At 72.4% G+C, this 20,672-nt stretch carries 14 protein-coding genes; 9 read left to right on the plus strand and 5 right to left on the minus strand.

What is annotated here, in order from left to right; genetic code table 11:
* Nucleotides 1-3: 3 nt before the first annotated feature.
* Nucleotides 4-1,431 (minus strand): glucose-6-phosphate dehydrogenase, encoded by a 1,428-nt coding sequence (zwf, locus tag ACFWMZ_RS25340; protein ID WP_383204310.1) that lies wholly within the window; start codon nucleotides 1,429-1,431, stop codon nucleotides 4-6.
* Between the two features lie 46 nt (nucleotides 1,432-1,477).
* On the minus strand, nucleotides 1,478-2,908 hold the full coding sequence (locus tag ACFWMZ_RS25345) for a sugar porter family MFS transporter (RefSeq protein ID WP_383204313.1): 1,431 nt from the start codon (nucleotides 2,906-2,908) through the stop codon (nucleotides 1,478-1,480).
* A 340-nt stretch (nucleotides 2,909-3,248) separates the two neighbouring features.
* On the opposite strand from ACFWMZ_RS25345, the gene ACFWMZ_RS25350 reads away from it, so the two are divergent.
* Together ACFWMZ_RS25350 and ACFWMZ_RS25355 are read left to right on the plus strand one after the other, a co-directional pair.
* Nucleotides 3,249-3,665 (plus strand): CBS domain-containing protein, encoded by a 417-nt coding sequence (locus tag ACFWMZ_RS25350; RefSeq protein ID WP_383204316.1) that lies wholly within the window; start codon nucleotides 3,249-3,251, stop codon nucleotides 3,663-3,665.
* 236 nt (nucleotides 3,666-3,901) lie between these two features.
* On the plus strand, nucleotides 3,902-5,437 hold the full coding sequence (locus ACFWMZ_RS25355; RefSeq protein WP_383204319.1) for an MFS transporter: 1,536 nt from the start codon (nucleotides 3,902-3,904) through the stop codon (nucleotides 5,435-5,437).
* 122 nt (nucleotides 5,438-5,559) lie between these two features.
* Here ACFWMZ_RS25355 and pepE read toward each other — a convergent pair whose 3' ends face one another.
* On the minus strand, nucleotides 5,560-6,291 hold the full coding sequence (pepE, locus tag ACFWMZ_RS25360; protein WP_383204322.1) for a dipeptidase PepE: 732 nt from the start codon (nucleotides 6,289-6,291) through the stop codon (nucleotides 5,560-5,562).
* 7 nt (nucleotides 6,292-6,298) lie between these two features.
* A complete protein-coding gene (locus tag ACFWMZ_RS25365; protein WP_383171502.1) occupies nucleotides 6,299-7,126 on the minus strand; it encodes an IclR family transcriptional regulator in 828 nt (275 codons plus the stop codon).
* A gap of 154 nt (nucleotides 7,127-7,280) precedes the next feature.
* Here ACFWMZ_RS25365 and ACFWMZ_RS25370 point away from each other — a divergent pair, with 154 nt between their 5' ends.
* From ACFWMZ_RS25370 to ACFWMZ_RS25385, 4 genes are all read left to right on the plus strand, one after another.
* Entirely contained in the window at nucleotides 7,281-8,273 is a 993-nt protein-coding gene (locus tag ACFWMZ_RS25370; RefSeq protein WP_383204324.1) for a DUF1177 domain-containing protein, read from the plus strand.
* Between the two features lie 43 nt (nucleotides 8,274-8,316).
* The gene (locus ACFWMZ_RS25375; RefSeq protein ID WP_383204326.1) at nucleotides 8,317-9,999 is read left to right on the plus strand and encodes an OPT/YSL family transporter; all 1,683 of its coding nucleotides are present in this window, start codon (nucleotides 8,317-8,319) and stop codon (nucleotides 9,997-9,999) included.
* 20 nt (nucleotides 10,000-10,019) lie between these two features.
* Nucleotides 10,020-10,751 (plus strand): AroM family protein, encoded by a 732-nt coding sequence (locus tag ACFWMZ_RS25380; protein WP_383204329.1) that lies wholly within the window; start codon nucleotides 10,020-10,022, stop codon nucleotides 10,749-10,751.
* A 511-nt stretch (nucleotides 10,752-11,262) separates the two neighbouring features.
* Nucleotides 11,263-12,282, plus strand: a complete 1,020-nt coding sequence (locus tag ACFWMZ_RS25385) for a tetratricopeptide repeat protein (RefSeq protein ID WP_383204331.1) — start codon at nucleotides 11,263-11,265, stop codon at nucleotides 12,280-12,282.
* Between the two features lie 21 nt (nucleotides 12,283-12,303).
* Here the strand turns inward: ACFWMZ_RS25385 and ACFWMZ_RS25390 are convergent, their stop codons facing one another.
* Nucleotides 12,304-15,720 carry a CHAT domain-containing protein gene (locus ACFWMZ_RS25390; RefSeq protein WP_383204334.1) on the minus strand — a complete coding sequence of 1,139 codons (3,417 nt, stop codon included), beginning with the start codon at nucleotides 15,718-15,720 and terminating at the stop codon, nucleotides 12,304-12,306.
* A 120-nt stretch (nucleotides 15,721-15,840) separates the two neighbouring features.
* Between ACFWMZ_RS25390 and ACFWMZ_RS25395 the strand changes: the two genes are divergently transcribed.
* From ACFWMZ_RS25395 to ACFWMZ_RS25405, 3 genes are all read left to right on the plus strand, one after another.
* On the plus strand, nucleotides 15,841-16,323 hold the full coding sequence (locus tag ACFWMZ_RS25395) for a hypothetical protein (RefSeq protein WP_383204337.1): 483 nt from the start codon (nucleotides 15,841-15,843) through the stop codon (nucleotides 16,321-16,323).
* The gene (locus ACFWMZ_RS25400) at nucleotides 16,320-17,219 is read left to right on the plus strand and encodes a hypothetical protein (RefSeq protein WP_383204340.1); all 900 of its coding nucleotides are present in this window, start codon (nucleotides 16,320-16,322) and stop codon (nucleotides 17,217-17,219) included. Before ACFWMZ_RS25395 ends, ACFWMZ_RS25400 begins: the two co-directional genes overlap by 4 nt.
* Before the next feature lie 389 nt (nucleotides 17,220-17,608).
* A complete protein-coding gene (locus tag ACFWMZ_RS25405; protein WP_383204343.1) occupies nucleotides 17,609-20,605 on the plus strand; it encodes a family 16 glycoside hydrolase in 2,997 nt (998 codons plus the stop codon).
* The last annotated feature ends 67 nt before the right edge of the window (nucleotides 20,606-20,672 follow it).

A 20,672-nucleotide genomic window follows, 5' to 3' on the forward strand; every position in this document is an offset into this window, starting at 1 on the left:
CGGTCACTCGTCCTCGAAGAGACGGGGTGCCGGCTGGTGCCAGTGGTCGAGGCCGGGCAGGTGGTCGGAGTCGGACGGGCCCCAGCCCCCCGGTGCGTAAGGCTGCGGGGGCTCGGCGGGGTCGAGGAGGTTCTCGACGATCCGCCACGATTCCATGACCGTCGGGAAGGAGGCGAAGTACTCGGCATCGCCCGTCGCTGCGCCGAGCAGGACGGTCTCGTAGGGCAGTTGCTGCCGGCCCAGCGCCCGCTCGAAGTCGATGCCGATGGGCACGGTCACCGGCGTCCCGTCCGCGTCCGATTGCCGGAGTGTGAGGTCCGCGCGGATCCCGGTGTCCCCGTCGACGCGGAAGCGGATGATGTTGGCGGGGGTGGCCGCGCCCTCGACGCCGAAGAGTTCCAGAGGAGGCTTGCGCAGTTCGACGACGACCTCGGTGGCGGTGACGGCGAGAGCTTTTCCGCTGCGCAGGTAGAAGGGGACGTCGGCCCAGCGCCAGTTGTCGATGAAGACGCGGGTCGCGAAGTACGTCTCCGTGGTGGAGTCCGGTGCGACCCCCTTCGTCGCCCGGTAGCCCTCGTACTGGCCGCGCACCGTGTCGGCCGGGTCCATGGTGCGCGTGGCTCTGAGAACGCGCCACTTCTCCAGCCCCAGCGCGGAGGCTTCGATGACGCTCGGCGGCTCCATGGCCAGATGGGTGAGGATCTGCAGCATGTGGTTCTGCACGACGTCGCGCAGGCAGCCGACCGCGTCGTAGAACGAGCCCCGGTCGGCGACGTCGAAGTCCTCGGCCAGGGTGATCTGGACGTTGTCCACGTAGGCGCGGTGCCAGACGGGCGCCAGCAGGGTGTTCGCGAAGCGGGCGACCATCAGGCCCTCCACCGCCTCGGAGCCGAGGAAGTGGTCCACCCGGAGCAGGTGGTCGCTGTCGAAGTACTGGCTGAGGTCCTCCTGGAGCCGCTGGGCGGAGGCCGTGTCGTGCCCGAAGGGCTTCTCCACGACGAGCCGTGCGCGGCGGTTCATTCCGGCTCTCGCCAGCGACGCGGCCACGGTGATGAACAGCGTGGGCGGGATGGCCAGGTAGTAGGCGACGAAGCCGTGGCCCCGCACCGCCTGGCGCAGCCTGGTGAACGTGTCGTCCTGCGTGAAGTCGCCGGCGACCATGGACAGACGGCCCGCCATGCGGTGGAGAACCGTCTCGTCGGCATCGGGGATGGCGGCCGTGACGGCTTCGCGCGCGTACGCCCGGAGCGCCTGGTCGTCCCAGTCGGCGGCGGCGACCCCGATCACCGGCACGGTGAGGGCGCCCCTCTCCGTGAGGCGGTAGAGGGCGGGGAGGAGCATTTTGCGTGCCAGGTCACCGGAGATGCCGAACAGCACCAGAGCGTCGGCTCGTTCCAGGTCGGATGAGGTGTACTGGGTGTCGTCGCTCATCGGAGCTTGTCCTTCTCCTTGTCCGGCCGACGGAGTGGGCGTGGGCTCACCGGTGTGGCTGTCGGGAGCCGAAGCGCTGATGGAGGGCCCGGTCGATCTGCTCGTCGTCGCGACCCTTCGTCTCCGGCAGGTACTTCACGACGAACGCGAAGGCCAGGACGCAGATCACCGCGAAGACCCAGAACGTCTCCCCCTGGCCGATCACGGTGGCCAGGGGGAGGAAGGCGAGGCTGACCGCGAAGTTCGACATCCAGTTGACCGCGGTGGAGGCGCTCGAGCCCGCGGCGCGCACGGAGGGCGGGAACACCTCGCCGATCAAGGTCCAGAACACCGGCCCCAGGCCCCCCGCATAGGCCGCGATGTACACCACCATGAACAACAGGGTCAGCTCCGACCCCATCTCGACGATGAACGACAGGCCCAGCAGGAAGACGGAGACGGCCATCAGGCCGAGCGACACCAGGACCATGGGACGACGTCCGATCCGGTCGACCATGCGAATCGCCACCAGGGTCATCAGCAGGTTGATGACGCCGATGGCGACGGAGTACAGGATCGAGTTGGAGGCGTTGAGGCCGGTCTGCTGAATGATGGTGGGGGCGTAGTAGATGATCGAGTTGATCCCGCCGAACTGCTGGACCGCCGCGAGGGTCAGGCCGATCACCAGGGCCGGCCGGACATCCGGCGCGGACAGTTGCTTGTGGCCCTGCTCCTCGTTCTGCTGCTTCCGCGTCTCGCGGTCGTCCGCCATCCTCTGCTGCGCACGGCTGACGACTTCGTCGGCGGCGTCCGGCCCGATGAGGGCGGTGATGCCCCGGCGCGCCACCTCGGCACGCCCGTGGGTGATGAGCCACTGCGGCGACTCCGGCAGCAGCCACAGCGCCGCGGCGAGGAGCAGAGCGGCGGGCACGGCGCCGACCGCGAACATGGCCCGCCACATCTCGCTGCTCGCGAAGGCGAGATTGACGAGGTAGGCGGCGAGGATGCCGACGGTGATCATCAGCTGGTTCAGCGTGAGAAGCCGTCCGCGGATGGCTGGAGGTGAGATCTCCGAGAGGTAGACCGGGACCGTGGCCGAAGCGGCTCCGACCGACAGCCCGAGCACGATCCGCCCCACCAGCAGTGTGACGAAGCCTCCGGCGAAGGTGACGACGGCTGTGCCCGCGAGGAATGCCACACCGACCAGAGCGAGGATCTTGCGCCGCCCGATCCGGTCGGACAGCCGCCCGCTCAGCAGGGAGCCGACGACCGCCCCGATCAGCAGAACGCTGACGACACTGCTCTGCTGGATGGAGTTGAGGTGGAAATCGTCCTTGATGTAGAGCAGCGCACCGGAGATGACGCCCGTGTCGAAGCCGAAGAGGAAGCCTCCCAGTGCGATGGCCACGGCCCACAGCGAGATCTTCCTGACCGCCCGCGTCGGAACGTCGGACAGCGGCCCGTGGGTACCGGGTTCCCTCGAGAAGCCCTGAGCCATGTCCGTCCTTCGCGTCGCTCGGCTGCTGTGGTGCATCTTCACCACAGAAGCGCGGGCGCGGAAAGCCAGGTGGTCGCATCGGGCTAACGCGCGCCCGGTGCCGCCTCGGGGAACGTGATCCCGTTCCCGTCGGCTGCCCGGGCAGGCGGCCTGTGCGCGCGTCCAGGCAGTTGAACGATCCCGCGGGCACCGCTCCGCACTGCCCGGCGGTGGCGGTCGGTGGAGCTCATCGGGTGAAGCTGGGACCCAGGTGGATGTGGAGGGCGGTCGGCGGCCCGCAGGCGAGGGATAGTTCGACGCAGCCTACGGACCCCTGTGCAGAAGGTGAGGAGAGGTGGAGATGGCAACCGCTCGCGACATCATGACGTCGGGCGCCGAGTGCATCGGCGCCGAGGAGAACGTGCTGCTGGCGGCAGAGAAGATGGCCGAGTCGGGGGTGGGCGCTCTGCCCATCTGCGGCACGGACAACAAGTTGAAGGGGATGCTCACCGACCGGGACATCGTGGTCAAGGTCCTGGGGGCCGGCAAGGACCCTTCCGCCACCACCGCGGGAGAACTCGCTCAAGGAGAGGCCGTCACCATCGGCGCCGACGACGGTGCCGAGGAGATCATGACCACGATGACCGAGCACCGGGTGAGAAGGCTGCCCGTCATCGACGGCCACGACCTGATCGGCATGGTCGCCCAGGCAGACGTCGCCCGCGCTCTCCCCGACCCGCAGGTCGGCGACCTGCTCGAAGCCCTCTCCACCGACTGACACCCCCGGCGTGACTTTGGCCGGCCGCCAAGGGCCCGCCGACGGGCAGGACAGCGGTGGGGGCTTCCTCTCCGTACAGAAGATGACGGGAGCGCACGATGCGGTACGACGAGTTCCTGGCGCGGGTCCGCGACCTCGGCGAGTAGCGACCCTGGGAGGCCGGCAGAGCGTGCGGGGAGGAAGCGTGGCGGCGCCGCGCCACGGCCCTCACCGGTCCTGGACGAGGAGGTAGCGAAATGTCCGAGCCCGCCGAAGCGCACGGTCCCGGCGCGGAGGCTTCGGCCCCCGGCGACTCGGGACTGGGGACGATCACGACGGCGGTACCGGCACGGCTCGACCGGCTGCCCTGGTCTCGCTGGCACTGGATGATCGTCATCGGTCTCGGCACGGTCTGGATCCTCGACGGTCTGGAAGTGACGACCGTCGGAAACATCGCCGGCCGTCTCTCCGAGGAGGGTTCCGGGCTGCCGATCACCTCGGCGCAGGTCACGGGGATCGGCGCCGCGCTCTACGTCGCGGGGGCCTGTTCGGGGGCGCTCTTCTTCGGCCGGCTCACCGACCGGTTCGGCCGCAGGAAGCTCTTCATGGTCACGCTCGCCGTCTATCTCGGCGCGACCGCGATGACGGCGCTCTCCTTCGCCCCCTGGTGGTTCTTCCTCTTCCGCTTCCTGACCGGCTTCGGCATCGGCGGCGAGTACGCGGCGATCAACTCGGCGATCGACGAGCTGATCCCCTCCAAGTACCGGGGGCGGGTCGACCTCATCATCAACGGCAGTTACTGGCTCGGCGCGGTCGGCGGGGCGCTGCTGTCGGTCGTCGCCCTCAACACGGACATCTTCCCGAAGGACGTCGGCTGGCGGCTCACCTTCGCACTCGGCGTGGTCTTCGGCCTGGTGATCCTGCTGGTGCGCCGGCACGTGCCGGAGAGTCCGCGATGGCAGTTCATCCACGGACACGGTGACGAGGCGGAGCGGCTGGTCTCCGAGGTGGAGAAGGACGTGGAGGAGGAGAAGCACCAGAGACTGCCTCCTCCGGCCGGGGAGATCACCGTCCACCAGCGCAAGAGCATCGGTTTCGGGCTCATCGCCAAGACGGTGTTCGCCCACTACCCCAAGCGGGCCGTCCTCGGCTTCGCGCTCTTCATCGGCCAGGCCTTCCTCTACAACGCCATCACCTTCGGCTTCGGCGCGATCCTCACCACCTTCTACGACGTCGGCACCGGAAGCACCGGCTACTACTTCGCCGTCATCGCGGCAGGCAACTTCCTCGGCCCGCTGCTGCTCGGCAAGCTCTTCGACACGGTCGGCCGCCGCATCATGATCGCCGGTACGTACCTCCTGCCGGGCCTGCTGCTCTTCGGCACGGCCTGGCTCTTCGACCGGGGATCGCTCACCGCGACGACCCTCACCGCCTGCTGGTGCGTGGTGCTCTTCTTCGCCTCGGCGGGCGCGAGCAGCGCGTACCTGACGGTCTCCGAGGTCTTCCCGATGGAGACCCGCGCCATGGCGATCGCCTTCTTCTACGCGATCGGCACGGCCGCGGGCGGCATCTCGGGGCCGCTGGTCTTCGCCGGCCTCACCGAGTCAGGCGTGGCCGGCGACACGGCCCTCGCCTTCTGCATCGGCGCCGGACTGATGTGCGCGGCCGGTCTCGTCGCCGCCTTCCTCGCGGTGGACGCGGAGGGCCGCGGCCTTGAGGACATCGCGGCCCCGCTCTCCCAGACGGAGTCCGGGAGCGGCGGAGCCGCACGGGCCGACGGCGGGACGGCGTAGGACCACGTCACGCACGTGGAAGTACCTTGTGGCAGGTGCGCGCGCAGGTGCGGGAGGCCCGCAATGGGCGCGGCGCTCCCGCCCCGTCGCACAGCGCCGCGCCGTCCGGCGGCGGTGCGGAGTCAGGCGGCGCGGTTGTCGAAGCGCGCCTGCGCGGTCAGCAGCGTGCTGAGGTCGGCGCCCGGCGCGTACTCGACGGGCTCGGCACCGGCGGTGAACAGCCGTGCGCCTGCCGCGATTCCGCCGAGGGTCAGCGTGTCGTCGTCCCGGCGCAGCCAGGTGCCCTCGCGCAGTCCGAGGACGGGCACGTCGTTCTCCTCCAGGAACTGCGTCAGCCGCTCCTCGCGGGTCTCGCCCATGTGGGTGCCGGCGGGGTGCGGGTCGAGGTAGTGCGGGTTGATCTGGAAGGGGACCAGGCCCAGCGCGGCGAAGGACGCGGGCTCGACGATCGGCATGTCGTTGGTGGTGCGCAGGGTCGGGCAGGCCATGTTGGTCCCCGCGCTGGAGCCCATGTAGGGCGTGCCGGCGCGTACCCGCTGCCTGATCGCGTCCACCAGGCCGGCCCGCTGGAGGGCGGAGAGCAGCCGGAAGCTGTTGCCGCCGCCGACGAAGACCGCCTGGGCCTGTGCGACTGCCGCGCGCGGGTCGTCCGCCGTGTGTATCCCGCGCGCCCGTATGCCGAGCTCCGCCGTGAAGGCGGCGACCTTCGCGGTGTAGCCGTCGTGGTCGGCCAGGGCGTACGGGACGAACAGCAGTTCCTCCACGCCCGCCAGGTGGTCCGCGACGGCTTCGCGGGCGTGGTCGAGGTAGGCGTGTCCTGGCGCGGCGGAGTTGGAGAGCAGAAGCAGCTTCATGGGCGGTTCAGTCCTTCCGAGGGGAGGTGCGGGGGGCCGGTGCGGAGTCGGGGCGGCGGGCCTGCATCTGGCGCGGGGTGAGCAGTTCGCCGAGGGACTCCCCGGCGGAGCGCAGCGGCACGAGCAACTCGTGCTTCCGGTCGTCGAGTTGATCGTGGGGCCCGACGAGCGTGAGGGAGCCGACGGGCTGGGAGCGCACCATCACCGGTACGGCGAGGCCGGCCGTCGCCGGGTCGTACTCGCCCTGCGAGTAGGCGAAGCCGTCGGAGGGGACACGGGACATCAGGGTCTCCACTTCCGCCGGGTCCGTCACGGTCAGCTCGCTGAAGCTGGCCATGGGCCGCCCGTAGAGCAGGGCGGCGCGTGTTCCGGGTGCGAGCATCCCGAAGTACGCGCGTGAGGTGGCGCCGGCGTGCCCCGGGTAGAGCTCGCCTGCCAGCCGGTAGGCACGCAGGGGGCCGGAGGTGCCGTCGGCGGAGTCGACGCAGCGCAGGTGGGTACCGTCGGGGACGGCGAACAGCGCGGTCACCCCGCTGGCCGCCGCCAGGTGGCGCAGCGTGGGGCGGACGAGGCCGGCCATGCCGCTGTGCCGCTCCCAGGCGGTGGCCATGTGCCAGACGGCGGGGCCCAGCCGGTAGCGGCGGGTCACGGCGTCGGACACCAGGAACCCGCGGTGGGCGAGGGAGGCGAGCAGCCGCTGGGCCACCGATTTGTCCCAGCCGAACTCCGCCGCCAGGTCGGTCACGCCCCACTCCTCTCTGTCGTGGGAGAAGGCGAGCAGGGCCAGCAGGGTTCGGTCCGCGGTCTGGAGTGGTGCTCCTCGGTCGGTGGTCACACCCGCACTCTACCCCCACAGATTTCGCTTCTCGCATATGGAGAAGTAGTTGCACTCAGAGCGCGCCGGAGAGAGCCTGAGCCCACCTGCGCCACACCGCTTCGACAAGCACCCGGCGCGGGCACAGCACCACTACGCATCCCAGGGAGCCGCCGTGCTCAAGCACGTACTCGACGTCATCGAACTCCTCGACCGCCCCCAGGCCGACGGACACGCGCTCGCCGACCATCTGCGGGGTGTGCTCGACCGTGCGGCGAAGGAAGCGGGCCACTCCACGCCCGCCGCCGTGCTCGAACAGGTCGAGGTGTCGGTGACCCGCGTCGAGGGACCCAAGGGCGGCACCGACTTCGTCAAGGTCGTCGTTCCCGGCAGCGACGGGGCCCGTTCGGGCGGCGGCGCCCCCACGCTCGGCATCCTCGGCCGCCTCGGCGGTGTCGGCGCCCGCCCGGAGCGCACCGGCATCGTCTCCGACGCGGACGGCGCCGTCGCCGCGCTCTCGGCCGCCGCCAAGCTGCTCGACATGTACGGGCGCGGCGACGTGCTCCAGGGGGACGTGATCCTCAGCACGCACGTCTGCCCCGACGCGCCGACCCGCCCGCACGACCCGGTGCCGTTCATGGACTCGCCCGTCTCCATCCTGGACTGCAACCGCCAGGAGGTCGACGAGGCCATGGACGCCGTCGTCTCCATCGACACCACCAAGGGCAACCGGTTGCTCAACCACCGGGGCGTCGCCCTGTCCCCGACGGTCAAGGAAGGCTGGATCCTGCGGGTCAGCGACGACCTGCTCGGCCTCCTGGAGACCGTCACGGGCGAGGCGGCGCACGTGCTGCCCATCACCACGCAGGACATCACCCCGTACGGCAACGGGGTGCACCACATCAACTCGATCATGCAGCCCTGCGTGGCCACGTCCGCGCCCGTCGTGGGCCTCGCGCTGACGGCCCAGTCCGCCGTGGCGGGCTGCGCCACGGGCGCCAGCCACGAGGGTGACATCGCGGCGGCGGGTCGCTTCGCCGTCGAGGCCGCCAAGGAGTACGGACGAGGAGTCGTCCGTTTCCACGACCCGGAGGAGTTCGAGCGCCTCGTCTCCCTCTACGGCCCGATGGCCCGCCTGCAGTCGACCGTCGGAGCCACCGAGGACTGAGACGTCCGCCGGAAGGTCCCACCCTGAGCACGGAGCCCCCACCATGAGCGACACATCACCTGCGGCGGCGGAAGCCGCGCAGGCCCGGTCCCACCCCAGAGCGCTGGAACCCGTCACGCTGATCCTGACGGTGATCCTCAGTGTGCTCGGCGCGGTCATCGGCCTGGTGCTGATCACCACCCTGGGTATCGCGCCCAACACGTCGGTGATCGGCGCGCTGATCGCCATGCTCATCGGGCGCATCTCCTTCGCCGCGCTGACGAGGATGCGTGACCCGCACCGCCAGAACCTCGTCCAGTCCGCGATCTCGGGGTCGACGTTCGCCGCCGCGAACTCGCTGGTCACCCCGATCGCCGTCCCGTTCCTCCTCGGCGAGCCCGGCCTGGTGTGGCCGATGCTCGGCGGCGCGGTCATCGGGCTGCTCGTCGACAGCTGGGTGCTCTACCGCGTCTTCGACTCGAAGCTGCTGCCCGCTTCGGCGGCCTGGCCGGCCGGTATCGCGGCGGCCGAGACGATCAAGGCCGGTGACGAGGGCGGCCGAAAGGCCCGGCTGCTGGGGATCAGCGCGGTCGTCGGGTTCGTCGGCTCGCTCTTCAAGCTGCCGATGAGCGCGGCCGGCGTCGCCTTCCTCGGCAACATCTGGGCGCTGCTGATGTTCGGCGTCGGTCTGCTGGTCGCGCAGTACGCGCCGGGTCTCTTCCACACCGACCTGGGCGCGAACTATGTGCCGCACGGCGTCATGATCGGCGCCGGGCTCGTCGCCCTGGTGCAGGCGGTGCTGATGATGCGGGACCGCAAGTCGGGTTCCCGGGAAGCGGCACCGCGGCGGAGCGGGGCGGAGGCGGACGTCTTCGACGAGGAGACCCGCACGGTCGACAGGGGCCGTCTGCGGCGCGGACTGCTGGAAGGCTTCGTCCTGTTCGTGGCGGGCGCCCTGCTCATCGCCCTGATGGGTGGCGTGGTCTCCGACATGAGCGGGTGGGGCCTGGTGGGGTGGGTGCTGCTGGCCGGCGCCGCCGCGCTGGTCCACCAGCTCATCGTGGGGCTGGCCGCGATGCACTCGGGCTGGTTCCCCGCCTTCGCGGTCACGCTGATCTTCCTGATCCTGGGGCTCGTCCTCGGCATCCCGATGGTGCCGCTCGCCCTGCTGGTGGGGTACGCCGCCTCCACGGGACCGGCTTTCGCGGATGTCGGTTTCGACTTCAAGGCCGGGTGGCTGCTGCGCAAGGGGGCCCTGCCGTGGCATCCGTACGAGATGGCGGGCCGCCGCCAGCAGTACATCGCGCAGCTCGTCGGGTTCGCCGTCGCCATCGTGGTCGTCATGATCGCCTGGAAGCCGTTCTTCGCGGACGGCCGGGTGCCGCCCGTCGCTCAGGTGTACGTCGACACGATCAAGGCGGGCCTCACCGACACGCACGCCCTGACGATGATGGTGCTGTGGGCGATTCCCGGCGCGCTGATCCAGTTCTTCGGCGGCTCCTCCCGCCAGATGGGCGTGCTCCTGGCGACCGGCCTGCTCGTCGCCACTCCGCAGGCGGGGTGGCTGGTGCTGGCGGCCCTCGCCGTCCGCGTCGCGTACTCCCGCTGGAAGGCACGCGGCAGCAAGACCCCACTGGCCGAGGCGAGCGCGCAGCCCGACGCCGACAACGATCTGGCCCTGGTCGGCGCCGGCCTGGTGGCGGGCAGTTCTCTGCATGACGTGAGTCAGATCTACAAGGCCGTGTGAGACAAGGAGACGCTGAAGCCATGGGGACGACAGGCCTCGGAATGGTGACCATCGGGCAGGCCCCCAGGGCCGACCTGGCCGCAGACGTCGAACCCTGGCTCGGCGGTCTGGAACGGTACGAGCACGGGGCCCTCGACGAGGACGTGTTCGACGGCGGAGAAGGGGGGGCGACGCGCACCGCGCTGGCCCCCGAACCCGGGGAGCCACCGCTCGTCTCGCGGCTGCGCGACGGCACCCCCGTCCTGCTGGGCCACCGCGCGCTCGCCCCGCGCATGCGGGACGCCGTCGCACGGTGCGAGGCGGACGGCGCGGCGGCGACGCTGCTGCTGTGCACGGGCAACTTCCCACCCGTGCCCGCGCGCCGCCCCCTGCTGTACGCCGAACCCCTCGTCCAGCACGGCGTGCGCGCCCTCACCGGCGAGGACGCGGTCGGCATCGTGTGCCCGCTGCCCGACCAGCGCGAGGACGTCGAGCGACGGTGGTCGGCACTGCTGCCCGGCCGGGTACGCGCGGAGCCGGGCGACCCGTACGCACCGGACGCGCCCGCCCAGGCAGCGGCCGCGGCCCGTCGCCTCGCCGGGACCGGCAGCCGCTGGATCGTCCTGGACTGCATCGGCTACACGGAATCGATGCGCCGCGCCGCCGCGGAGGCCGCGGGCCGTCCCGTCCTGCTGGCCCGCGCCCTCGCCATCCGGCTGGCCGCCGAAGCCGCCCGCGCGGCAGCGTCCGCGCAAGCCGGCCCACACGGCTGACCCGGTACCCGTCCGGTCAGGAGTTCGTACGGCGAGAGGCCCTCGCCGAGGGTGAGCGTGAAGCCGGCGCTGTAGGCATCGGTCATCCAGCGCAGCCCGTTCTCCGTGTGTTCCCTCTCCATCGAGGCGCCCTTTCACCGCGGTGGCCGCCGGGATGCCGGCCTTCGGGACAGAACCTAACGTCGCGTACCGACATCCCCTTCCGGCAGACCGGCCGTATCCCGACGCGGCGAGGGAGGACGGCTCACTGGGCAACTGCCCTGGCGCGCGCGTCGACCGTCGGGCCGCGGTATGCGCGAGCCTCCCTGTGCCGGATGCGCGCCGGATGGGTAAGGGAAGAGGCACGCGGCGCCGGCAACGGTCGGGCGAAGGACGGGGGAGGGCCATGGGCGGGAATGGATCACGCTGGTTCAGGAGGCGGAAAGCCGGACGGCGGGGCGGGGGCGACGGAAGCGGTGACCGGGAGAAGCCGTTCACCGTCACCTCGTTCACCAAGCAGGACGGGACGGTCGTGATCGACGTGTCCCTGGGAGCCGCCATGTCCATGGCACTGCTGTACGCACAGGCCCTGCAGGAGCTTGGCCCCACCGACCCGGCGACGTGGGAACGCGGCACGGCTTACGCACGGCGGCTGATGGAGGACGGCCTCTTCGACGACGCCGTCGAGGTCTACCGCGACGTGTTGGCCGGGCGCCGGTCGGCCCTCGGCGCGGACCACCCGGACGCCTTGGCCACCGGTCACAGCCTGGCCTTCGCCCTGTGGACGCGCGGTTCGTACGAGGAGGCCTGCGAGGTGCAGCGCGCGGTCCACTCCGCGCGGCGGCGTGTGCTGGGCCCGGACGACCAGGACACCCTGACCAGTGGTGCCAACCTCGCCGAGACGCTGGTGAGGACCGGACGGCCGGCGGAGGCCAGAGAGGTGCTGCAGGACGTGGTGGCCCGGCTGCGGCGGACCCAGGGGCCGGGCGCTCCGGCCACCGGGGCGGCTCTGACGGTGCTCTCCAGCGTGCTGCACGGCCTGGGGCTCTCCAAGGAGGCCGAACAGGTCTGCGCACAGGCGGAGGAGGCGATCGTCCGGGCCGAGGGGCCGGTGTCGGAGCGTGCCGTCCAGGCGCGCAGCAACCACATCACGGCGTTGCTGGGTGTGGGCCGGGCGGAAGAGGTGCTGGCGGATTCCCGGTCGCTGGTGGCCGACGCGGAGCGGGCGCTCGGGCCGGACGCGGCGGCGACGCTGCACGCCCGGCACGGTCTGGCGGATGTACTGCGCCGGGCGGGACGGCTCGCGGAGGGTGTGCCGCTGCTCGCGGAGACGGTCGCCGGTTACGCCAGGACCGTGGGGGCGGACCATCCGGCGACGCTGCACGCCCATGCCCAACTCGCCGACTGGCTGGCCGCGTCCGGAGAGCGGAAGCGCGCGGTGCGCGAGGGCCGGGCCTGCCTCGCGGGCATGGAGCGGACACTGGGGCCCGAGCATCCCGACACCGACGCGATGCGGCGGTCGCTGGCCGTGATCAGGGCGGGCGGCGGCTGACGGACCGGGAGGCGCTGCGGCTCACGGACCGGTGTGCAGGTGGGCCGCCCACAGGGTGGGCGTCAAGGGGTAGCGCCTCCGCAACTCGCGCACCGCCTCGTGCAGTGAGGCGGCCGGGCCCTCCACGGCGCGGCTGGCGTAGAAGTGGCGCACGATCTCCAGGGAGGCGGCGTCGTCCACCTCCCACAGGGTGCCCACGACGTGGCGGTACCCGGCGAGCTGGAAGGCCCCGGTGATGTGCACGGCCTCGTCGGCCAGCCCGGGCGAGCTGCGGGTGGTGGAGCACGCCGACAGGAAGGCCAGGCCGGCGTGGTCGAGGGCGAGCGCGGAGAGGTCGGCCACGGTCAGCGGCCGGTCGGCATGGTCGTGGACGAGCAGCCGGCTCTCGGCCGGGTCCTCGCGTTCGGCGACGGCGTGGCAGACGATGTGGGCGTGGTCGGCGGCGGCGAGGCCCGCGAGGACGCGTTCCCGGGTGGCGAGGGCTCCGGCCGTGACGCGCGCACCGGGCAGTGCCGCCGCGGCGATCTCCGCCTCGGCGTCCGCCGCCGGGAGGTCACGGTGCCCGCCGGGCGTACGCGCCATGGCCACCACGCAGGAGCGGACGGCGCCGGACGGGGCGGCGGGCCCGGACCGGGTGCGTAGCAGCGCCTCGACGGTGGGGGTGTAGGAGGAGACCACCCGGTCCAAGACGCCCTCCCCGTCGGAGGACTGGGCGGCGTGCAGGGGGAGGAACGCCATCGGGCCGGTGGGACACCACCACAGCCGCGGCCAGGGCCGGCCCTCCCGGTGGGGTCCGTGGCCGAGCCGGTGCAGGACGGGCCCGGTGGTGGTCCGCCACAGCCAGTCGAGGAGACCGCGCACGGCCTCCTGCGCGGCCAGCCGGTCACGCACCCCCGCCCGCGGGTCGTGGGCGCGGCGGACCGCCTCCGCCAGGAGCGTGGCGTTGGCCGCGGCCTCCTCGAAGTCCAGTCGGGGCAACGGCAGTACGTCGAGCCGCCCCCGGCGCAGGATGAGCGCGTCGCTGCGGTACCGGGTGGGCAATACCAGCACGACGGGTTCGTCGCCGACGGCGGCCAGCAGATCGGCCGCCCGCGCCGGACGGAGGAAGTCGGCCAGGCCGGGCAGGGAGCGGATGTGGGCGATCAGCCGGTCCCACTCCGCCTCCCTGTCCCGGGGGGTGCCTCTCGCCGTGAGGCCGTGGGCGCGGGCGGGTGGTTCGGGCGCGTCCGCCTCGCGCCGCAGCCGCAGGTACGCACGGGCCGCCTCCGGGTCCGTCCGCCGGAGCGCGGCCAGTCCCGCGCCGGGGACGGTGCGGCGGCCGAGCAGCACGCCGCGCCCCTGCTCCAGCAGTTCCAGCGCCCGTTCGGGCTGTCCGGCGAGGAGGGCGCAGGCGGCGGCCGAGGTGGCCGCCCCGGAGGTGCCGGCCAGGTCGTGGTGCTGGTCGACGCGGAGACGGTCGCGGGAGGCGAGGCGCGGGAGGAGCGCCACGGCCTCGGCCAGGGCGTCGGCCGCCCCGCGCCAGTCGGCGAGTCCGGCGAGGGCGTGACCGTGCAGGGCGTGCACCTCGACGCGGCGGTGGACGGGCACCGCCCGTACGCCCGCCGCCTCGGCCGCGACCTCGGCCGCGCGCCGCAGGAGCGAGGCGTCACCCGTGTGCTGATGCTCGGCCCGCAACGCCTGCACCAGGGAGACCCGGGTCGCCATCTGCTCGGGGTGTCCGGTGGGGAAGGCGGCCAGCGCCTCCTCCAGCAGTTCGATGCCCTCGTGCAGGTCGGCACGGTCGGCGAGGGCGTCGTACCGCTTGCGCAAGGCGTAGGCCAGACCGTCGACGTAGGGGCGGCGGGCGCTCGGCCCGCCCGGACACAGGGCGAGGGCGCGACGGTGGTACCCCACCGCGTGGTCCAGCGCCTCCCGGCTCCCGGTGCGCCGGTGCGTGTGTTCCAGGACGACGGCGAGGCTGGCCGCGGCCACCGGCTGGTCGGGGTGGCTGGGCGGCAGGGCGTCCCGCATGGCCCCGAACGCCTGCGCGGCCCGGGCGAGCAGGTCGAGTTCGCCGGTCCTGTGGTACACGCTCATCAGCGTGTTGCCCAGGCTGTTGAGCAGTACGGGCGGCACACTCGTCGAGGCCGCCGGCACGGCGGTCAGCACCTCCAGCGCGGCCCGGGCGTCCGCGGCGTGGCGGGTGCCCTCCGCCCTGTCGAGCAGACATCCGGCGAGCGCGACGGCCGTGGGAACGCGGTGGCTTCCCTCCGATATCGCCCATGCCCGCTGGAGCAGGTCGATCGCCTCGTCCAGGTCCGCCCGTTCGCGGTCCAGCCCGTGGCGCAGGCGCAGCGCGGCGGCGAGTCCTCCGAGCGCGGGCACCAGGTTGGTCCGGTCGCCGGCCACGGCGGCGAGTGCCTCGCGTCCCCGGCGCACGGCCAGTTGGAGGGCGGCGGGGTCTTCGTCGAGGCCGAATCGGGTACGGCACACCTGACCGGCCGTCGCCAGCAGGGCCGCCCGGCCCCAGTCCTGTGCGGGCCGGTGGGCGACGACCGTGTCCAGCAGGAGGAGCACGGAGTCGAGTCCGCCGGTCCGGCCCAGCCGGGCGGCGCGGGCGATCACCGCGTCGGCGAGGGCGACCGCGCGCCCGACCGCTTCGTCCGCCTCGGGCGAGGTGCGGTGGCAGGCACGCTCCAGCACCATCACCGCCTCTTCGAGGTCCTGTGCCGCCCTGGCCTCCTCGTACCGGGCGAGCAGGGCGACTCCGAGGCCGGCGAGGGCCTGCGCGTGGCAGGGGTCCGGCTCGGGGTGGGCGGCCGAGGCGGCTCGCCAGGCGGCCACCCGCTCCCCCGGCCCGGGCGAGCCGTCCGTCCCGTCGGCGTCCTGGTGGTCCAGCCCCTCGGCGCGGGTCAGCAGCCACTCCGGCCGGCGCGGGTCCGTGGGCGGGACCAGGGAGGCGGCCCGGCCGTACAGCTCCAGGGCCTCGGCCAGGTCCGCGCGGTCACCGCGTGCTCGGTGGCGGGCGCGGAGCACCTCCGCGGCGCCCGCGAGCTCCTCGGGCCGGGCGGGGCGGTCGGCGGCGGTGAGCAAGCGGCGGTACGTCCCTACGGACTCGTCCAGTTCGTCCGTCCCCCCGTGGTGGTACAGGGCGTCGGCGAGGGTCGCCAGGCACATCGCGGCCAGCTCCGGATCGTCCGGGGCCTCGTCGAGGGCGGTCCGCATCAGCGCCACCGCCTCCTCGGCGTGGCGCCGGTCGCCGCCGAGCCGCCGGCGCAGCATGGCGATCGCCGCGAGGTTCTGCAGGATGCCGGGCCGCGCCTCGGCGACGACGTGCGGGAGCACCTCGCGCAGCAGGGGCTCCGCCTGCTCCAGTGGGGCCCGTTCACCGGTTCTCAGGTACTGCTGGAGCAGTTCGACGGCCGCCAGGTGTCGTGCGCTGACCGAGTCGTGACGCATGCTCTCTCCTGGTCTCGTCCGGCGGCGCCCGGCGCCACTACGCTGGCGGCGCACGCGTCGGTGCCTGCCGCGCTTGGTCCTGGCGGGTCCGCCGCCGGTGGAGGGGATGATGAGAAGCACATGATCCGACGCGAGGACCCGGCCCGGCGTCTCGGGGACGCCACCACGGCTCAACTATCACGTATGTGCGACGACTTGGTCGAGGCCGCGGCGCTTATCGGTCCCGAGGCCGACGAGGCGCTGGCCCGGCTGCGGGCACCGGATGTGCCGGAGGAGCGGATTCTGGCGGAACTGGCGCGCCTGGAGGACCTGATGCGCCGTCACGGGCTGGTCGGCGGCGGCTCGGTGGGCCGGGGTGAGGCGGACCCCGGGGCCACCGCGTACCAGTCGCTGCCCGGCCTCGGGCCGGGCCGACCGCTGGAGGAGGTGTACGTCTGCCCCGCCGGCCTGTGCGACCGTGTGGAGATCCCGCGGCCGGGGGAGGCGGCGCGCCCCCTGTGCGCGGTGTGGGCGTGCCCGCTGCGCCGGTTCCGCACGGACCGCCTCGCGCCCGGCGCCGACGGCTCGCGCAGTCGGCATCCGCGTCCCCGGACAGACCGGTGACCGCGTTCCTCACCTCCCTGGGCGGGAAGCTGGCGGAGCGGTGGCTCGCCGGGCTGATGCTGCCGGGTGTGGTGTTCGTGTGCGCGGTCGTGGCGGGAGCCGGACTCGGCCACGGGCACGCGCTCGACCACGGCGCCCTGCGGGACACGGTGGACCGGTTCGCCGCCTCCCAGGCGGGCCGCTCCGGGGGAACGCTGCTGCTGCTCGCCGTCGGGACGATCGTGGCGGCGGTGGCCGTCTCGGCGTTCGTACGCGCCCTGGGGGAACTGGTGGCCCGGCTGTGGACCGGTCCGTGGGGCCGGGCCGGAGCGCCGCTGACCCGGCGACGCGTGCGCGCGTGGCGGGTGGCGGCCCGGCGGTACGAGGACGGGCTGCGCGCCAAGGCCCGCGTCCTGCTGGGTACCCGCGCCCCGGCGGCGCTGCCCGACACCGCGGCGCTGGCGGCGGCCCGCGACCGGATCGCGTTGACCGAACCACGGCTTCCCACCTGGATGGGGGACCGTGTGCTGGCCGTGGAGGAGCGGGTACGGACCGCCTACGACCTGGATCTGGCCACGGTGTGGCCACGCATCTGGCTGACCCTGGGCGAGGAGGTCCGCACCCCGCTGAGCTGCGCGCAGGCGGACTTCACCGGCGCCGCCCGCTGCGCGGCCTGGGGGACGCTCTACCTCGTCCTGGGAATCTGGTGGTGGCCCGGCGCCCTGGTCGGTGCCGCCACCTGGGCGGTGGCCTGGTGGCGGGGGCGGACCGCGGTGGAGTGCCTGGCCCAGCTGGTGGAGTCCGTGGTCGACCTGCGGGCGGGTCGGCTCGCGCTCGCGCTCGGCCGCCAGGTGACAGGACCGTTCACGCCCGCTGACGGCGCCTCGGTGACCCGCATCCTGCGCAAGGGCTACTGAAGCGGATCGCCCCCGCACCGCTGCCCGCACCGCTCGACGTCCACGTCACCGAGGACAGCCTGGCGGACTGCTGCGAGCTGGAGGCTCGCCGGGGACGTCGGAGCCACGAGCCGGATCGCCGCGCCGGCCGGAATCGCCGCTCCCCGCCGGATGCTCCGCCCAACCGGAGGCCGGACGACTTTCCATGATTACCGGCGCACTTTGAACACTCTGGTGACGAAGTATGGACGGCGCCGAGGGAAGCCTCCTACTGTTCTCGGCGCAGCCACCGGAGCTTCGGCCCGCAAGGAGGCTGCCATCTCGCACGAGCCGAACGTTCACCCCCGGGCGTCGGGTGGCCCCACCCACCGCCGCGACGTGCCCCTCACCGCGAGGGGCCAGGAGGAAGAATGCTCTTACGGCCGTTCCACCGTTACCGCAGACACCTCACCGGCCTGGTGGTCTCCACGTTCCTCGTCGGCGCGTTCGCCGCCGCGCCGGCCACCGCCGCACCCGGACCGCGGGACGAGCTTCCGCCCCAGGAACCAGGCGTCACCCTGCGCGTCTTCGACGTGCAGGTCCCCCTCGACGAGCTGTGCTCCATCAAGGCCGGTCAGACGCCCAACGTCGACAAGCTGATGCCTCGGATCGACTGGAGCTCGCAGGACGACTTCGGCTTCGCCGACCACTTCGTCTCGGAGGTCACAGCCAACCTCACCGTTCCCGAGAGCGGTACGTACGACTTCCGGCTGACCAGTGACGACGGTTCGCGGCTGCTGATCGGCGGGGACACCGTCATCGACCACGACGGGCTGCACGGCGCCGAGCCCGAGGACGGCTCCGTGGAACTGGCGGAGGGCCCGCACGCGCTCCGCATCGACCACTTCGACCGGGCCAACGACCAGCAGCTCACCCTGGAGTGGAAGCCACCGGGCGCCGACGGCTTCGCCGTCGTCCCCGACTCCGTGCTGAGCACCGACGCCGACGTCGTACGGGTCACCGCGCCCGGCCGCAAGGAGTGCGAGGGCGCCCTCGACTCCCCCGGCGACGGCCTTCCGCTCACCGAGGTGCATCCGGACTACGAGCTCACCGACCTGCGCCCCGAGGGCTTCGAACCGCAGGTCAGCGCGATGGACTGGCTGCCGGACGGCCGGCTCGCCGTGACCACGTGGGGCGGCACCGACAACACGACCGGCGAGGTCTACCTCCTCGACAACGTCCAGGGCGAGACAGGTCCGGACGAGGTGACGGCCAAGAAGGTGGCCGAGGGGCTCAAGGAGCCCATGGGCATCAAGGCCGTCGACGGCAAGCTGTACGTCTCCCAGAAGCACGAACTCACCGAGCTCACCGACACCGACGGCGACGACGTGAGTGACGAGCAGCGGACGGTGGCGACCTGGCCGTACGGCGGGAACTTCCACGAGTTCGCCTTCGGCCTGCTCTACCGGGACGGCGCCTTCTACCTCAATCTCTCCGTCGCGATCGACCTGGGCGGAGCGACCACGGACCCGCAGCCGGCCGAGAACCGCGGCTCGACCATCAAGGTGGACAAGGAGACCGGCGAGGTCAGCTACATCGCCGGGGGCCTGCGCACCCCCAACGGCATCGGCTGGGGCCCCGAGGGCGACATGTTCGTCCTGGACAACCAGGGGGGCTGGCTGCCCTCCTCGAAGCTGCTCCACATCAAGCAGGACCGCTTCTTCAACCACTACACCAACCCGTCGGGCCCCTTCGACGCCAACCCGGTCACCAAGCCGGTGCTGTGGCTGCCGCAGAACGAGATAGCCAACTCCCCTAGCACACCCCTGCAGTTGACGGAAGGACGGTTCGCCGGGCAGATGCTGTTCGGGGACGTCACGTACGGCGGGATCCAGCGCGCGTACCTGGAGAAGGTCGACGGCGAGTACCAGGGCGCGGTCTTCCGCCTCACCCAGGGCCTGGAGGCAGGCGTCAACCGGATCAGCATGGGCCCGGACGGCGCGATCTACGCCGGCGGGCTCGGCGCGGGCGGCAACTGGGGCCAGGAGGGCAAGCTGACCTACGGCCTCCAGAAGCTCTCCCCCAGCGGTGACGAGGCGTTCGACATCCTGGCGATGCGGGCGAAGCCGGGCGGTTTCGAGCTGGAGTACACCGAGCCGCTCTCCGAGGAGACGGCAGCGAAGCTGGCGGAGAGCTACCAGGTCGAGCAGTGGGCGTACGCCCCGACGGCGGAGTACGGCGGCCCCAAGATCGACGAGGAGAGCCTCGGCGTCAGCGAGGCCACCCTCTCCGAGGACGGCAAGAAGGTCACCCTGTCCATCCCCGGCCTCAAGGCCAACCGCGTCGTCCACGTCCGCTCGCCGCGCCCCTTCAGCTCGGCCGAGGGCACGGAACTGTGGAGCACCGAGGCCTGGTACACCCTCAACTCCCTGCCGGGCGACCAGCCTCCGGCCACCCAGTACGAGGCGGAGGAGGCCACCCTCACCGGCGGTGCGGGCGTCGACACCGAACACGCGGGCCACTCGGGCGGCGGCTTCGTCGACAACTTCGGTGAGCAGGGCGCGGCGGTCGCCTTCGACGTCCAGGCGCCGAAGGCGGGGACGTACGACGTGGCGCTGCGCTACGCCAACGGACCGGACCCGGCCCCCGGCACCAAGACGGTGAGCCTCCACGTCAACGGCACCAAGGTGCGGCAGGTGAAGCTGGCCTCCACCACCGACTGGAAGACCTGGTCGACCGTGACGGAGCAGCTGGAGTTACGCGAGGGCCGCAACACCGTGGCCTACTCCTACGACGACGGTGACACCGGCCACGTGAACCTGGACATGATCACCGTCCATCCGGAGGGCGCCCGTATCCCGCTCTTCGACGGGACGGACCAGGCGGCCTGGCAGCATCCGGACGGCCGCACCCCCGAATGGCCGGTGAGCGGTGAGGAGATGGAGATCGCCGGCGGGGACCTGCGCACCAAGCAGGGCTTCCAGGACTTCCGCGCGCACGTCGAGTTCTGGCTGCCGGAGCTGCCGCCGGACGTGACGGGCCAGGACCGCGCCAACAGCGGTGTGTACCTCCAGGAACGCTACGAGGTGCAGATCCTCGACTCCTACGGCGACACCACGCTCGCCGACGACGAGGCCGGGGCGGTCTACACCAAGAAGGCCCCGGACGAGAACGCCGCCACGGCCCCGGAGACCTGGCAGACGTACGACATCACCTTCCGGGCCGCCCGCTACGACGACTCGGGGGCCAAGACGGAGGACGCCCGGATCACCGTGGTGTGGAACGGCGTCACCGTCCACGACGACGTGGCCGTCGACGGCCCGACCGGCGGTGGGGCGGCCGAGGACCCGACGGCGGGGGCGATCCGCCTCCAGGACCACGGCAGCAAGATCCGCTACCGGAACGTGTGGGTGGAGCCGCTCAGCTAGGAAGTGTCCGGCACGGCCCCGGCACGACCCGAAGGGCCCGGTTCCTGGGTGGCGGTCGCCACCCAGG

Origin of the sequence: Streptomyces sp. NPDC058373 (assembly GCF_042723275.1) — a bacterium.
Lineage (GTDB): Bacteria > Actinomycetota > Actinomycetes > Streptomycetales > Streptomycetaceae > Streptomyces.